General features: G+C 51.7%; 12 protein-coding genes. 5 read left to right on the plus strand and 7 right to left on the minus strand.

Annotation, left to right across the window (positions count from 1 at the left end; translation table 11 throughout):
• The first annotated feature begins 51 nt into the window (after positions 1 to 51).
• Positions 52 to 237 carry a hypothetical protein gene (locus tag Q1A52_RS13910; RefSeq protein ID WP_300016381.1) on the plus strand — a complete coding sequence of 62 codons (186 nt, stop codon included), beginning with the start codon at positions 52 to 54 and terminating at the stop codon, positions 235 to 237.
• 179 nt (positions 238 to 416) lie between these two features.
• On the opposite strand, the gene Q1A52_RS13915 is transcribed toward Q1A52_RS13910, so the two are convergent.
• A complete protein-coding gene (locus Q1A52_RS13915) occupies positions 417 to 1,061 on the minus strand; it encodes a hypothetical protein (protein WP_300016384.1) in 645 nt (214 codons plus the stop codon).
• Between the two features lie 287 nt (positions 1,062 to 1,348).
• Between Q1A52_RS13915 and Q1A52_RS13920 the strand changes: the two genes are divergently transcribed.
• Positions 1,349 to 1,522: a hypothetical protein gene (locus tag Q1A52_RS13920; protein WP_300016387.1), complete on the plus strand. Its 174-nt coding sequence runs from the start codon at positions 1,349 to 1,351 to the stop codon at positions 1,520 to 1,522.
• 44 nt (positions 1,523 to 1,566) lie between these two features.
• Here Q1A52_RS13920 and Q1A52_RS13925 read toward each other — a convergent pair whose 3' ends face one another.
• Both Q1A52_RS13925 and Q1A52_RS13930 read right to left on the minus strand, forming a co-directional pair.
• Positions 1,567 to 1,827 carry a hypothetical protein gene (locus Q1A52_RS13925; RefSeq protein WP_300016390.1) on the minus strand — a complete coding sequence of 87 codons (261 nt, stop codon included), beginning with the start codon at positions 1,825 to 1,827 and terminating at the stop codon, positions 1,567 to 1,569.
• Positions 1,828 to 1,858: 31 nt separating this feature from the next.
• A complete protein-coding gene (locus Q1A52_RS13930; protein ID WP_300016393.1) occupies positions 1,859 to 2,773 on the minus strand; it encodes a zincin-like metallopeptidase domain-containing protein in 915 nt (304 codons plus the stop codon).
• Between the two features lie 534 nt (positions 2,774 to 3,307).
• On the opposite strand from Q1A52_RS13930, the gene Q1A52_RS13935 reads away from it, so the two are divergent.
• Together Q1A52_RS13935 and Q1A52_RS13940 are read left to right on the plus strand one after the other, a co-directional pair.
• A complete protein-coding gene (locus Q1A52_RS13935; protein ID WP_300016396.1) occupies positions 3,308 to 4,306 on the plus strand; it encodes an AAA family ATPase in 999 nt (332 codons plus the stop codon).
• A 12-nt stretch (positions 4,307 to 4,318) separates the two neighbouring features.
• The gene (locus Q1A52_RS13940) at positions 4,319 to 6,793 is read left to right on the plus strand and encodes a S8 family peptidase (protein WP_300016399.1); all 2,475 of its coding nucleotides are present in this window, start codon (positions 4,319 to 4,321) and stop codon (positions 6,791 to 6,793) included.
• Between the two features lie 528 nt (positions 6,794 to 7,321).
• Here the strand turns inward: Q1A52_RS13940 and Q1A52_RS13945 are convergent.
• The 3 genes from Q1A52_RS13945 to Q1A52_RS13955 all read right to left on the minus strand — a co-directional run bounded on the left by Q1A52_RS13945 (position 7,322) and on the right by Q1A52_RS13955 (position 13,747).
• Entirely contained in the window at positions 7,322 to 12,409 is a 5,088-nt protein-coding gene (locus Q1A52_RS13945; protein ID WP_300016402.1) for a hypothetical protein, read from the minus strand.
• Entirely contained in the window at positions 12,409 to 12,918 is a 510-nt protein-coding gene (locus tag Q1A52_RS13950) for a hypothetical protein (protein WP_300016405.1), read from the minus strand. The genes Q1A52_RS13945 and Q1A52_RS13950 overlap by 1 nt, the downstream gene beginning before the upstream one ends.
• A 232-nt stretch (positions 12,919 to 13,150) precedes the next feature.
• Positions 13,151 to 13,747 carry a recombinase family protein gene (locus Q1A52_RS13955; protein WP_300016408.1) on the minus strand — a complete coding sequence of 199 codons (597 nt, stop codon included), beginning with the start codon at positions 13,745 to 13,747 and terminating at the stop codon, positions 13,151 to 13,153.
• A gap of 164 nt (positions 13,748 to 13,911) precedes the next feature.
• Here Q1A52_RS13955 and Q1A52_RS13960 point away from each other — a divergent pair, with 164 nt between their 5' ends.
• Positions 13,912 to 14,256, plus strand: a complete 345-nt coding sequence (locus tag Q1A52_RS13960) for a hypothetical protein (protein ID WP_300016411.1) — start codon at positions 13,912 to 13,914, stop codon at positions 14,254 to 14,256.
• Positions 14,257 to 14,261: 5 nt separating this feature from the next.
• Here Q1A52_RS13960 and Q1A52_RS13965 read toward each other — a convergent pair whose 3' ends face one another.
• Positions 14,262 to 15,020, minus strand: a complete 759-nt coding sequence (locus Q1A52_RS13965) for a hypothetical protein (RefSeq protein WP_300016414.1) — start codon at positions 15,018 to 15,020, stop codon at positions 14,262 to 14,264.
• Positions 15,021 to 15,064: the final 44 nt, after the last annotated feature.

Below are 15,064 nucleotides of genomic sequence, written 5' to 3' on the forward strand. Positions count from 1 at the left end.
CCGATTTGGTCGAGAGATTCGAGAAAATCTCCTCGGCTGAGACACACACTCATGCTCAATTTAGATGAGGCGCATGCCCGTCAACTCGACGAGTTAAGTCGCCATTTCAAACTGGCGGCAGAAGATACAGTGCGCCTGTCTATCCGTCTTGCCCATACCAATCACAAAAATAAGGCCGATGTGATGGTGCCTGAACTCAAGCCGCGCGGACCTTCGCGCAATGACGGCCCGTTTTAGAAGGTCTTGCTACTCTGATCTGATGGCGAAGAATTAGCGTTTGTGAAATTTGACAGATCGACAAGCAAAGTGCTATTTTCATTCATTTTTTTAACCAGTAATTGGAGTATCGGTCATGAGTTCAAAGGAGAAGCGCAATGAAAAACTTAAGGAAGCGGGAGCCATAACAGCGCTGTTTATTACGGTAGCGTCGGTTCTGGGTGCTTCTCAGTATCTGGCGTACCAATATTTTTATCCTGCGGAGCAGGCAGAAGAGGCTCAACAACAGAAGGTTCAGGATCAGCCATCTGTGAAACATCCGTAGCGTATGGGCTAAGTACAGCGATTGGGAATGAACCCAACGTTACTAAAAAAACCAGCAAGACCAGCGAAGCAAAGTCGGGCCTAAAGCCCCTCATGGGCAAGCCATCTTTTGCTCTTCGTCTGAATTCCTTAGAATTTGGAGGCTCCCCCTGATTACCTGAGATGTGGTTTCTCCATTCTTCTTGCGCGATCTTGCAAATTTTCGCACATATACTTTGCTCTTTTTGAAGAAGTGCATTTATGACGTAGATGAGTGCAAATACGATCACAATGAATACCATCGATATTCTGATCTTATCGTTCGTGACTGCAAAGGCAGACACAACCGCGAGAGCAATCGTCGCTGGTGCGTAGGCAATTCTGGCTCTCATAGTTCCAAAATACCTGTAATGGCCCATGTTTTCCTTGTAGATTTCTTTGCACATCTCCGCTGAAATCTTTGAAGCAGGGTTCGTAATACCATTAGCTCCGCCCAGCGCTGTATCATCAGGCTCCTCGTTTTGGTTGTTGTCCGAAGGCATTGGCCGCACTCCATCTGATTTTGACTGGGCTATTTGTTGCTACCATAAACGACGACCAGTGCTTTTCAGTCCAATTTTCTCACATCACCCTAGAATTATAGCTTGCACCAGTCGAAATCTGTCGTGAACTGACTGAAGCTATCAAGCGTGACGTTTCTAATGTGATCTTCCCTGTTTCGGTGGTGACCGCCGATCCATGCGGAACCTTCACAACCCGATGATTATGTGTGGTCCGGGGCCGAAAGGCTCCGATGGTCGGGGCCTCCTGAGAAAAACAGGAGGATCACATGAAACTGGTCACACGTTTTCAAGCCGCCGCACTTAGCACCGCCGAATTGCGCGGTCTGCTGCGCAAGGCTTTCAATGCTGCGGCAACTCGGCCTCAACATTCGCAAGAACGCGACAATGCGCTGGCGTCCATTGAGACGATCCGCGCTGAACTTGCTTCGAGATCGCCATGATCTTGCGAAGCACGCGCCCGCCAGATGGCGGGCGCGTTTTTTTGTTAAAACAATGACATCTGCGCGCCGTTCCATCCGGTGCGCCCCGCCTCGTGATCGAGCCACTTGGTAACAAATAGGACTGCGCCGCCATGCGCATTGACCGTGCCCGTGGGAATGAAGTTGGAACGATAGCCAGTGTCAGAAACCGGCAGCGACAGACGCTTGTCAAAATGCAGTTCGATATGATCGACCAAGCCGAATTTGTCCGGCGTGTAAGTAATCTCAATCTCGATATTGCGCCATGTGATGTTGTGATTTTTCATGATCTTATCCTCCTTTGGCCGGAGCCGCCGCTTACGCGGCAACTCCTTCTGCTTGCTTGGGTTGCTCTTCTGCCAAGGGTTGGAGGCTGTGCAGGTAGTCTGCTGCGCGCTGCGCATGGGCTGCGGCGCTAAAGATCGCGCGCTTGTCGTTTTTCAGGACCTTGAGCCAGCTTTGAATATAGGCTGCGTAATCTGTGCCGGGCTCCGGTGTTAGTGCCAGATCAGCACAAAGAAAGGCCGCGCCCAATTCAGCCACAAGCTCTTCTCTGGCATAACCTTCATCACCCCATTTCTTGCGCCCGAACTCACGATCCAAACGGCTCTTGTGCTTCGTCCAGTGGGTCAGCTCATGCGCCAAGGTCGCATAATAGGATTCAGGGCTGCGGAACGCCTGAAAGCTCGGCATTTGCACATGATCGCTTGCGCCGCTGTAATAAGCCTTGGCTCCACCGTCTCGGATATCAGCGCCCAATGCGTCAAAAAACCTATCGGCATGATCAATCCTCTGAGCGGGGGCGATCACTTGCGGCGGCTTGGCATAGTAGTGTTCGGGCAAACCTTCGATCTGCTCTACATTGAACACGCTGTAGCCCTTCATGAAGGGGATTTTCCGCTCTTCTTCCTCGCCGTTTTCCTGTTCTTCGGTTTTGGTGATGGTGTTGGCATACACCACCAAATTGCCGCGCTCGCCCTTTTTCACATGCGCGCCCATCTGTTTTGCTTGTTTGAAGGTCATCCAATGCGGTGAAACAAACCCGCAATCCACGGCTGCGCCCCAAAGCATCAGCACATTGATACCGTTGTAAGGTTGCCCGTTATGCCGCAAGGGCTTGATAATCCGCCCATCCGTGTTGCCAGCGCTCCACGGTTTGAGCCATGTCAGCTCGCCCTGTTTTAGATCGGCAATAATCTTGTTTGTTACTTTCTGATAAATGTCCTTTTTCATTGGTCTTTTCCCTTCATTGGATAGTCAGTTGCGCATGCAACTGGACTAGGCCTGTGCCAATGAGCAGGGGGATGGCCGTCAATGATCCGCGAAGGCGCGAGGGGGATCGCCCGCCCTGCACGACCAAAGGGAGGAAGGACGGGGATACGCGCCAAAGCGCGCCCAACAGGGCGCTTGGGTCTTGATGGTCAGGGGCTGCAAGCCCCAAACAAAAGGAGAGAAGTGTCAGTCCATCAGGACTGGCGATAGATGCGCAAGGGATGGAAGCCGAATGGCTGAGACCGACGAATGCGGGCTCAGTTCACGAAAGCCAGGCCCAGCAGGGTGCGCAAAGGATGCACTTCTACCCAAAACATGTTGAGAGACCGCCTTGTCAGGGCAGCATGCACCATCCATGATGTTAGGGACGACTCTGGAACGACTCATCCGAACGTGCTGTCGAAAAAATCAATACCAGCAAGAATATAGATGGGTTATAATGATCTATAGACAATAAACCAAAGCTGGTAAAAATCCGGCACAGGCAAACGTAACATGTCGAACACGAAACAAATTTTGGCGATGCTCAAGAGCAGAGCATCCGGAGATGACGAGCAATTTTACTCAATTGCCCTGCAGATTGCGGCTGCTGAAGCGAGACAAGGCCACCGTACCACAGCAGAAGACCTTCGGGCTGCTGTTGATGAAGCAAGAGCGGCAAAATCGAGGGGCGCGAGTGTTTCTATCCCGTTTGCGCAGCCACGCGGTGAACTTGAATCCCTGATTGACCTCAGAGAACCACGACTTCGCCTCAAGGATGTAGTGCTGCACGAACCTGTTGTTGAAAAACTAGAGGACCTTATCCGTCAACAGGCGAAACGGGATTGGCTTCGAGAGCACGGAAAAACACCGAACCGCTGTGTGCTATTTGTTGGCCCTCCCGGCTCCGGGAAAACGATGACGGCAGAAGCGCTTGCCGGTGAGCTGCACCTACCCCTTTTTGTGATAAGGCTAGAATCTTTGATCACAAGATTTATGGGGGAAACAGCTACGAAGCTTCGCCTAGTATTTGACGAAACTCTCAAGCACCGGGGCGTGTATTTATTCGATGAGTTCGACGCGATTGGCGGTCACCGAAAAGCAACGAATGACGTGGCCGAAATGCGGAGAGTCTTGAATTCATTTTTGCAGCTGATGGAACAGCCCAATGCGACGGATAGTATTCTGCTAGGCGCTACGAATTATCCAGAGCTTCTGGATCGCGCGCTCCTCAGGCGCTTTGATACTGTGATAGAGTTTGAGTCCCCCTCCAATGAACAGATAAAGTCTCTAATTGAGAAATGCCTCAAGCCACTCAAACGTCCGAGGTTAGCGTGGAAAAAAATCACCGAGGCTGCGGCGGGGCTTAGCCAATCTGAAATTGCACGTGCCTCTGAGGACGCCGTAAAAACAGCCATTCTTGACGAACGCGACACCATAAAAACAGAAGATGTCCTTCGGCGTCTAAATGACCGGAGAGAGATGCGGGACGCTTTCTCGAAGGTGGAAAGATAATGCGCCTAGCTCATGGCAGAATTTGATAAACCTCACATTGACATCACCACGCGAGTTATTCCTCGACCCTACCAAGCCTCAAGACAAAAGATGGGCGGAGGTGCGGCGCCGCGAATTCGAGCGCAACATGGCGCGAGGCTTCAAGCCGAAATGCGAGCGGCATTCGTCGAAGCGGACGATGATCGGCTCGAAGATGATCGATTAGATCATACAGATGGCGTGTTCCTAGAGGTGGCACTGAGACGCGGAACCAACCCTATAGACACGTTAGAGCGCAAAAGAGACAAAATTAGACCGGGTGCTGTCTCGACCACGAATGACAACGAGATCCGTGTTGCCCTGTTCGTGCCAGATGATGCACGGCCAGTTCTGGAGAACATCATCGATGAGTATATTAATGGTGATTTGAACGACCGTGGGGCTCCACCGAAAAGAGATAAGGTCGAACCTATCGAAGCGATCAGACGCGCCCGATTGGAAACATTTTGGACTGATGAGCCAGATGCGCTGCCACAAGAAGCACAGGATGAGATTTGGTGGGAAGTTTGGTGCTACGCCGAATTGGCTGATCAAGTCAAAGATGCCGCCGAAGCGATAAATTGCGTTGTTGCTGAGAGCCATTATTGGCTGAAGTTCCCTGAAAGCACAGTCATACCAATTAGAGCTATCAGGGTTACAATTGAGCTCCTCCTGTTTGCCACAGCAGGAATCTCAGAATTAAGACGGGCGAGCGCGACTCCTGTGTTTTTCATTGAGGCCGATCATGCTGATCAAACTCAATGGACAGAAAATCTGGCAGAACGGGTGACATGGCCTGCGGGTGATGCTCCCGCAGTTTGCCTGTTAGACACAGGTGTGAACAGAGCCCATATACTTCTTGAACCGGCTATCTCTACTGGCGACCTCTTAACGGTGAATGCGGATTGGGGCGCTACTGATGACACAGGTCATGGTACGGGTATGGCAGGCCTAGCATTGCTCGGCGACCTAACACCACGCCTTGAAGATCAAAGCGCGATCAATCTCCAGCATAGAGTTGAATCTGTGAAGATTTTACCTCCAGATGGCTTTCCTGCAAACGACCCAAAGTCTTACGGCTCGATTACCCAATCAGCAACCTCTCTGGCTGAGATCAATAATGCTGAACGGAAACGAGTATTCTGTTTGGCTGTCACAAACGATAATGTATCTGGCGCGCGAGCTACGACATGGAGCTCAGCGATTGACCAAGCTGCGGTTGGCAAAATGGCAGGAGATGAAGACGGTGCGCCGTCACGACTTTTTGTCGTTTCAGCTGGAAATGCGCCGTCAGAAATAGACGTAAACAACATCCTCCCTGCTGATCAACTACCTATAGAAGACCCCTCGCAGGCATGGAACGCCTTAAGCGTCGGCGGGTATACCAACAAGACAGATATCGATGACGCGGGTTACATTGGGTGGACAGCTATAGCCGATGCTGGTGATCTCAGCCCTTTCACTAGGACGTCAGTCACTTGGCCACAAAGCCGGACAGCTTTCAAACCTGATGTGGTCATGGAGGCCGGAAACAGGGCGATTAGCCCCGCAGGTACTGAAGCGCTTAGTCTCGACTCGTTGGCGTTGCTAACTACAGGCGGGAACGTAGACACCCAGCCCTTGATGCCGTTTGCAGCAACAAGTGCAGCGTCGGCGCAGTGTGCACGTCTAGCAACGCAGCTTTGTGCGACCTACCCAGACTTTTGGCCAGAAACCATTCGCGCGCTGATCGTACACAGCGCTGAATGGACGCCAAAAATGCTTCAAGAAATGGATAACGCTGGCGGAATGACTGCTCGTCAATCTTTCTTGCGTCGATATGGTCACGGAGTCCCCGACTTTTCGAGGGCAGCGGCTTCCGCAAATAATCATCTTGCTTTAATTGCCCAAAATTCCATTACACCGTTCAAGGTTGAGGATGGGCAAAAGAAGTTTTCTGACTGTCATTTCTATAAGCTCCCATGGCCAAAACAGTTGCTGGAGGGCATTGGCGATCAGGATGTGCGACTTAAACTAACACTATCCTATTTTGTCGAACCAAATCCTGGAAGGTTTGCTTCAATTGATGCTCAGAGATATCAATCTTTCGGCCTAAGATTTGATCTGAAGCGACGCCTCGAAACTGAAGATGATTTCATCAAACGTACCAACCCGAAAGAACGCGAAGACCCGCTAGGCCCAGGTCCAAAAGGCGGAGATAACTCTGGTTGGAAATTTGGTCCGAACAGCGTTTCTGCTGGTTCCCTTCACAGTGACGAATGGGTTGGTCCAGCTGCTGCTCTGGCAGCGCGAGACCTAGTCTGTGTCAAACCGGTTGTAGGTTGGTGGCGTCAATCGGCGAAAAATTGTCGCAGGACGGGTCGCTACGCACTTATCGCCACGCTGAGTGCTCCAAACATGGACATTGATTTACATACTCCAATTCAAGTTTCTGTTCAAAATCAGGTGGATGTCGAAATCCCGTTTTAACAACGATTATCCACACCACGCCGGTCTGGATGCCAAAGGACCGCTAAAGGTCCCTTGAACATGATCCAACTTTGATAAGGTGGCGACATCCAATCCGCGCAGGGTTGGTCTGGGCTCCAAGGGCGTGAAACAGCCTTGGTCGATAGGATGGTTCCAAGGAAGGGTAGCGCGATAGCTCCCGTCCTGGTCTGGATTGCACAAGGGTAGGAACGCCCTTTGCTCTCGATGAAATCGTCTCCATGACATGGTCTGGGGTCTTGGGGGCAGGAACGCCCGCCAAGTCGATGGGTGCAGGGAGAGCGAAGTCTCCTGCGAGTGATTGATCGGCGATACGATCTACTGGCTCTGAGTTGGGTTCGAAACCAAGGAAGAGCCACAGCCGGTGGGATGCAACGGGAGCGCGCAGCGGGCTCCCTTGCCAAGATGGGTGAAAGTACTGCCTTTGAGAATTTGTCAAAATTTTCAAAGTGGTACTACCACCAACATCTTGCGTCGCGCCTTAACCCGCAAAACGTTGTGAAATCGGGCTTACACAGTCACCACATCACTCATAGCTAATGTGCTGTAATTCTCCGTATACATCAAATCCGCCATGGAATAGGTCGTGCCCGTGCCGTCACGGTCCACTTCCAGGAAGCTGTGATTGCCCGCATAGGTGATCTGCACCCAATCGCTTAAGACATCCGTGCCATCCACATAGCCAAAATCGCTCAAGACATCCGAGATATCGATGGTCTCGCCAGCAGTAAAATCACGCACCAGATCGCGCCCATTAAAGGCGGTTTCACCTTCAAAGACAAACGTATCAACGCCGCCCTGTCCCCAGAGCTTATCAATGCCTTCATCCGCATAAAGCGTATCGGCCCCGTCACCGCCCAGAAGCGTATCGGCATCTCCGCCGCCGCGCATGGTGTCGTTGCCGTTTCCACCATACATGAGGTCCAGCCCGGCATCGCCGTTCAGAACGTCATTGCCGTTATGGCCGTAAAGCGTATCACTATCATCACCACCATGAATGGTGTCATTCCCATCGCCACCAGAAAGAACATCGTTCCCGGCCTCGCCGTGAATTTCATCGTTACCTGCGCCAACAAAACCGCTGGTGTTATACTGATCATCGCCATAGATCGTGTCATTGCCGTTGCCGCCATACAGAACATCATCGGCCTCGTACCCCCAAATCCAGTCATGGCCTTCGCCGCCATAGATGTAGTCGGTCACTTCATTGCCATTGATCTGGTCATTGCCGCCATCACCGTAAATGGTGTCCAGTCCGCCATTGCCGTAGATGACATCCTCGCCATCACCGCCATGTAGCGTATCGTCATCGTCATTACCGTAGATAATGTCGTTCCCGCCATCACCGAAGATTTCATCCTCACCGCCGCCGCCGTGAATGGTGTCCACACCGTCACCGCCATGCAGTTCGTCATCACCGCCGGACCCGACAATCGTATCTGCTCCAGCGCCCCCGAAGATCGTGTCAGACCCGTCATTCGCGCCCGCAACCGCATAGTCACCGTAGATCAGATCATCACCAGCGTCGCCGTGAATAACATCGTCCCCGGCTGCGCCATAGATTGTGTCATCATCATCACCACCATACAGCGTATCATTGCCTGCACCGCCAGCAATCGTGTCTTCGCCCGCGTCACCGTAGATGGTGTCATCACCAGCACCAACATAGCTCGCAACAGAGTTGGTATCATCGCCGTAAAGAATATCGTTGCCTGTACCACCGTAGAGAATATCGGCCCCGGCCCATCCCGTGATGGTATCCACACCACCATTCCCGCGCAGTATGTTGGCCGTAGCGCCGCCGACAAAGGTATCGTCGTAATCCGATCCAATCGCATTCTCTATGCTGATGAAAGTGTCCGATCCATCTGCGCCGGATGCAGATTGGCTCGTCAGATTGATAGTGACCGCGCCGCTCGCATTCGCATAAGAAGCGGTATCCACGCCAGTTCCACCGTCCAACGTGTCATTGCCAAGCCCACCTTCAAACAGGTTATCGCTTGAGCTTCCTGTCAGCGTATCGCCGTAAGCCGAGCCGATAACATTCTCAACATCGGTGATTTTGTCAGTTCCTTGGCCGGTAATCTGATTAAAAGCGTATCCGAGATCAACCGTGATGCCCGTTGTTGCAGAGGCATAGGTTATTGTGTCGATTCCGCCTTCTCCACGCAGAACATCGTCACCATTTCCTCCATCAAGAAAATCATCACTATTGCCGCCCACGAGCGTGTCATTGCCGTCAAGACCAATTAGCGTATCGTAGTCTGCAAAACTAACGAAACCAAAGAGCACATCGTCACCAGATGTGCCGGTCGTCGTTACCGAAGCAGCGTTTGCCAACGCAGTTGATCCATCAGCAAACTGAAACTCTTGGATCTTGTCCCGCGTTGTACCAGCGATCAGATCAATGCTGCCGGTGTTGTGCGTGATGGTAACTGTGGTGCTTGTGGAGTCTCTAGTAAATGCAAGATCGTCAAATACGGTTCCATCAGTAAATTTCAGAACATCGTAGTCGCCGGTATTCCCTTCATTGATGATGTCGTTTCCAGCGCTGGCGATGTAGATGTCATCACCTTTCCCGCCGCGTAGATCATCATCACCGGCCCCGCCGTCAATCTGATCATTGCCATCTTCTCCATATACCGTGTCGTCCCCCGCGCCGCTGTTAATGGTGTCGTTTCCGGCCTTGCCGTAGATCGTATCCACGACGCTGCCGCCGCTCGTGACACCGTCTAAGACATCATCGAATTCCGTTCCGTTGGTGGTCACCTGGATAGCGAGTGTGGTAAGATCAACATCAGGCCCGCCTGCATCAAAAGTGATAGTTTCCACAGGCGTTGTTGGCGAATTGAAGTGATCACGAATGAAGAAGCTGCCATAGCCGTTCGTGTCTACCGCCAGATCACCATTCCCAATACGGGAGTAGCTCAAATCTGCGGCTATAATGCCGTTACCGAGAACAATTGTGTCGGTACCGCTGCCGGTCGTTTCGTCTATCCAAGCATTTGCTCCAGCGCGATAGGTATCATCGCCATTCCCACCTTCAAGCAACACCATGCCTTGAGACGTGGTGTCTGCTTCCAGCATATCGTCGCCTTCACCGCCATGAAGCTGATCACCTTCGACGCCGCCACCGCCTTTCAGGGTGTCATTTCCAGCACCACCGATCAGGATATCAAAGCCAGCCTGACCTAAGAGCGTGTCATTGCCGTCTCCGCCCTCCAGAACGTCATTGCCTTGACCGCCCGCCAAAACATCATCACCGCCAAAGCCGTAAATCTCATCATCATCGGCAGTCCCGCCATAGATGCTATCAATCGTGTAATCATTTGCATTTGCGTCGCCGTTAACAACGTCACCGGATGGATTGAACAGCTTGTATTCTATTGATGTCGTGCCGTTTTGAGGGTCGTGATCAGCTAGTTCCCATGTGAGCGCTGTATCACTACCTTCGATGGCCGCCTTCATCTTCGCTTCTTCTGTCGATGAAATCGTGACTTGCCCTTGTGCATTGGCTTCGCGCGCATTCATGATGAATTCGCCGACAGTGACCCAGAATGCCTCCCTTGCCGCCGTATCTGGCAGTGCAGTGGCCGCAGCCTCAAGGGCATCCAGCGCTGTCTGATCAAGTGTCAGATTGGTGTAATCATCAATTCGCGTATTATCAAAATCGTAGCCCTGATCCAGCAAACTACCGGCGGCGGTTTGCACAAGGACCGAACTCATGAGCCGCGCGAAGACATTTCCTTCCCAGATGGTTTCAAACTCGTTTGCCTGCGCAACGCCGAGGTCATTACCCCACCCGGCGTTATCGACAAATCCTTCACCAAGATAGGTTTCAAGGAAGGCGACTTTCTGTCCGTCTGCGAAATCACCCCGGCTCGTTGGACTGACCGCATCGACATCCGCCCAGCGGAATAGCAGATCATTGATCTTGCCCTTTACGGTATCCCAGTTCTCGAAAACCTCGCTCAAGCTGTAGGAGGCAATATCCGTCACAATAGAGATCAGGCTGTCAGGGTCGGTTTCATCATTATCTAGGCTGATCGCGATGCTCAGATCTGCCATTTGGTTGTGGCCACGCAAATTCGGCAGGAAAGCTGCGCGGATATCAAAGTTGTAGTCCAGCGCATATTGGCTGTTGGCAGTCGTGGTACTAAAGAAATAGTTCCCGATTTGTTCTGAATCTGTGGTGGTTGAAACGGTTCCAGTATGGGTCAACCCCGCCTGATTGCCAGTTGCTGTCGAAGTCAGATTAACTGCTGTGATGCCTTGCGACGCCAGACTCAATAATTCATCGCTCTGGGTCTGCGCATCGGCGTTCGTATCATGCCAGATTTGCAGATCAGACCAAACTGCATCACTGGCATCAATCACGCCATCGGCATTTGCATCGAACGTCGCCAGATGCGTAAAGCCATCCATAGTGCTTGTGCCAAACATTTCTCCACCATTGTCGATCCGGCCATTGCTGTTCAAATCACGCACAAGAAATCCGTCACCATGCCAAAAGGTTGCTTCGGCGAAGTTGTCATTGTTCAAATCAAAGTAGACCGAGTTGCTGGCCATGTAATCGACAGCAAGGCCGTCAGAGTCCATGTCGATCACGAGAGGGTCCCATGTCGTGCGTAATGCGGAAAGTGAACCGAGCGCCGATGTGAACCACGGAGATATTCCGCCGAGCTGTGTGCTTTCGAAATCAGCTGATGTGAGAGTGGTTAGGTCCTTGATCGGCGAGTAGGTGCCACTGCCGAGATCGACCTTGAGATCAAGGTCAACGCCAGCTGCTGTGCTGCGCCCGTCTTCAATGTAAATCACTTCTTCGCCGTCGACGAGAACCGCTAGATCGTCCCAACCCCGCGCTTGGTAGGTCACGACCCCGGACGGATTGCCCTGCAGGATGATTTCAATATCTGAGACTGGCGCATTACCGTCCTCGCTGGAGAGAAAAAGCGTTGCTCCGTCTTGCAGTGTGAGTGTGTCTGTTCCAGAGGTCTCAGCCTTGTCAGTGAATACGTAGTTCCCGCCAGCAGCCAGTGTTAGAGCGTCTGCTTGCGTGCTGTCGAGAACGCGGTTGTAGCCGGGTATATCTGCCAGCCAAACATAGTCGCCAGTCCCTTGCGGGATATTGAGAATAAGGTTTGTTCCTGCACCAACCAGCAAGGTGTTTGTGACCATGTTGCAGTTAAAGAAAAACGCAGAATAGTCCGTTCCAGTGTTGTGCGACGCTATTGCAGCTTCGTAAGTTCCTAAGCGCTCAGCATGGTCCTTTAGGTCTGCCCAACCAGTAGCCGCATCAGAAAAGTTGGAAGTAATATCAACTAAGTTCAAAGTGGAGGGAGCAATATCGGCAAAACCATCGTTGTCTGTATCCAAGTCCAATTTGTCGTCTAGTCCAGCAAAGTCGCCTGAGCGAACCGTCAATTGATTTGTGAAAGGATTTATGCTGCTAGGAACGGCATCTATAAAGAATTGATCGTGCGTCGTGTTTAGGTCGCCGTCCTGATCGTAAAAAATAAAAGTGTGATTGAATCCAGTAGGTATCGTCAGATAGTAATCGACCTCACTGCTGCCAACATAAATTTTACCATTACTCATTAGTTTAGCTCCTTAACCCTAAATGTTGCCCAGTAGTTACATGGTTCAAAAATTCTTATTCCGCGTAACTCGTCCGCTTCATCAAACGTAAATTCAATACGAATCTGGTCTGATGACCTCCCACGGCACAAGAAGCCACTGGGCCAATAGCCACTAGATGAAACAGAGTAGATTAGCTGTTTTTCAAGCTTTTCATCTTTTCGTAAAATTGGATTTACTTTGATATTAAGTTTTGAATTTTGAAGAACACCTTCAATCTCTTCGGGACTGCTTCCAAACTTGAACGTTCCTTTGAGAGCCTCGAATAGGTCCTGATAGTCGTTGTAGTCAGCTACTAGAAACGATTTTGGATTATATTCCGAGTCCTTTGGGTCAATAACCTTCGTGCTAAGCCTAAGATCAGGCCCAAACCGAAAATCAAGACCTAGCGCTAATAATAGCGGAACAACGATCACTGAAAGAACAAGGTAGCTCAGTGGCTTCTTAGGTATTTTGCTTTTCAAACTCATTCGTTAACACCTCGAAATACTAACTAACTATTGCGGCAGAATAATCTGCCACACCCATGGGTGCTTTGAAATCAATACGACTACTAAGTAATTCTTTGTCTGGGGATAACTTTTTTAACTTTCCCAAAAGCGCCATGATCCATCGTTCATTAGCGTTTTCTGATGTGCCGGGCTTCAGAGATGAATTGCGTCTGATAGTTGAGATAAAGGGCCGCGAGTGAATAAAGCCGCCTTACTCGCCGTCGATTGCACTGAGCCAACGGGTCAGCGTGGAGCGGTCCGCGCCGATGCGGCGGGCGGCTTCGGAGATGGAGAGGCCGTTCTGGCGGATGCTTTGATGCGCCAATATTGCCGTTTCGATATTCAGCGCAGGCGGCCTGCCGAGCTTTGTGCCGCGCCGTTTCGTGGCCTGTAGTCCAGCCAATGTGTTTTCCACGATGAGGTCACGCTGGAACTCCGCAAAGGCGCTGAAAACGTGATAGATCAGCTTGCCGCCAGGCGTGGTGGTGTTGATGCCCTCACTCAGGCTGCAGAAATGGATGCCATCGTTTCTGAGCCGGACCAATAGATCAGAGAGATGCAGGACAGAGCGGCCCAGACGATCTAGCTTGAAGACAACAACAGTGTCACCTTCTCGCAGTTCGGAAAGCATCGCATCCAGCCCGCTACGGCTGGCTGTGCTGCCAGAGATGCCGTGATCCTCGAAAATTCTATCGCATGCCACATCGCTGAGTGCATCGCGCTGCATGCGGAGCTTTTGGTCTTTGGTGGATACGCGGGCATAGCCAATCCGTCGCCCGGTCGCGTGAATACTCGGCCAAATACTCATGAGCTGGGCCTCCGGTGCTGCTCAAAAACGAACCTTTCTGAGCAAGACCGCTGTCGCACCGCTTTGACCCGTTTTGCCGATGCGATGCGCCGCAAATCGCGGCTTTCCGTGTATACGCCCATATTTCCTCCTGTTAAAGTGCGGGTGATCAAAAACCTTCGTTTATGATCAATGTATTAAAGGCATCCGGCAAAGCGTTTCTGGCGGTTTGCCTAGTCTGTCCACAGCAATCTTTTGCCGATGGGTTCACCAGCGCGGATGTACTGGAATGGAGCGCAGACAAGCAGGACGGTTACTTTCAGGCCTCTGTCACCATGATCGGGATTGTCGCAACGCAAACGGGTGAGCATGGCCATATTGCGGAATGCATTGATGCGTGGTTTGGCGGCGGCGACGCCAGCCAACCGCAGCGATCTGCCCGAATTTTAGAAGTGATGCGCGGATTGCCGGACTTTCACCCTCAAGCCGTCATCCTGGCCGTGATTGAGAAGGAGTGCGGGGATTTCTGATATGGTTAGAGTTTTGGCACGACCAAGTCAGACGTAGCTTCTACGCTGGTCTTAGAGACAGTTGGCGCTGAGCGCGTCATTTCCTGTTCAAATCGTTGTTCGGTGCCTTGGGTGATTTCCTCGGCGCGTTTCTTGAAACCGTTCAAGTCATCGGCGCTTGGCGGCTCGGTTTCATCCGCCATGCCGGATTGCATGCCACCGATCTCGGCCTGGCCAGCGCGCACATCATCGGCCAAATCACTCAGGCGATTGAGCCGTTCCTTGTCCGCATTGACCGCTTCAAGTGTTGGTTCATCGCCGCGCCAGAGAATTGTGGCTGCAAGTTCCGGGGCCACCAATGTGCCATCCTCTGTGCGGATATCGCCGTTTTGATCTTTGAACACCTTGGTTCCATCCGGTAGTTTCGCCGCGCGATCCAACTTGTCGTCAAGCGCAGCATTGGCTTGTTTGATCTCGGCTTGAACGCGCTGGAGCAAGTCATCCAACTCGCGCTGAGCGTCACTTAGAACCTGAAAGGTTTCCTCGAACAGCGCGGCATAGGCCGGATTGTTTATCATCAGGATTTGCAGATTGGTCAGGCCCGCATCTTTGCGGGTGCCGCGTTTGCCGCTGATCTTGTCTTCGCGGATGTCAGCGTTCAGGAACCGTTCAATCCGCCCGACATCGCGCCCGGCCATCTCATTCTGCAGGTCGTCAAAATCCTGCGCGTGTTTAGTAAATTGCGCTTTCAGGCTGAACGTTTCTAGATCAATATCTCGTATCACACTGAATATTATGCATAAAATTGGTTAAGGCGGCGTTAACTGGC

The sequence above is a fragment of the uncultured Roseobacter sp. genome (genome assembly GCF_947488185.1).
In the GTDB taxonomy this organism is placed as follows: domain Bacteria; phylum Pseudomonadota; class Alphaproteobacteria; order Rhodobacterales; family Rhodobacteraceae; genus Roseobacter.